This is a genomic window from Agrobacterium sp. MS2 (assembly GCF_003261015.1).
GTDB lineage: Bacteria > Pseudomonadota > Alphaproteobacteria > Rhizobiales > Rhizobiaceae > Agrobacterium > Agrobacterium pusense.
On sequence record NZ_QLNF01000066.1, the window covers coordinates 1 to 425 of the forward strand.

General features: G+C 59.5%; 1 protein-coding gene. It reads left to right on the forward strand.

Annotated elements, in window-relative coordinates; all coding sequences use genetic code 11:
• A partial coding sequence (locus tag DOU54_RS18535; protein WP_146617384.1) for a Tn3 family transposase occupies nucleotides 1-425 on the forward strand: 425 nt, incomplete at both ends.

The window sequence follows — 425 nt, forward strand, 5'->3', positions numbered from 1 at the left end:
GTTCGCCTTGATCGGAAAGCGGTTCTCACCGCGACTGCGCAATCTCAAAGACCGGAAGTTCCACACGTTCGAGAGGAGCGATGCATATCCAACCCTGTCGAACCATATCGGGGCGCCGATCAACACCGCCCTGATCCTCGATCATTGGGACGACCTGCTCCATCTCGCGGCGTCGATCACGACGCGGTCTGTGGTACCGTCTACGATCCTGAAGAAGCTGTCCGCATCTCCGAAGCAAAGCCATCTCGCGAGGGCGCTCCGCGAACTCGGCCGTATCGAAAGGTCGCTCTTCATGATCGAATGGTACTCAAGTCCGGCATTGCGGCGGAGATGCCAAGCCGGTCTCAACAGGGGAGAGGCCGCCCATAAGCTGAAACGCGCTGTGTTCTTCCACGAGCGAGGCGAGATCCGTGACCGGTCGTTCG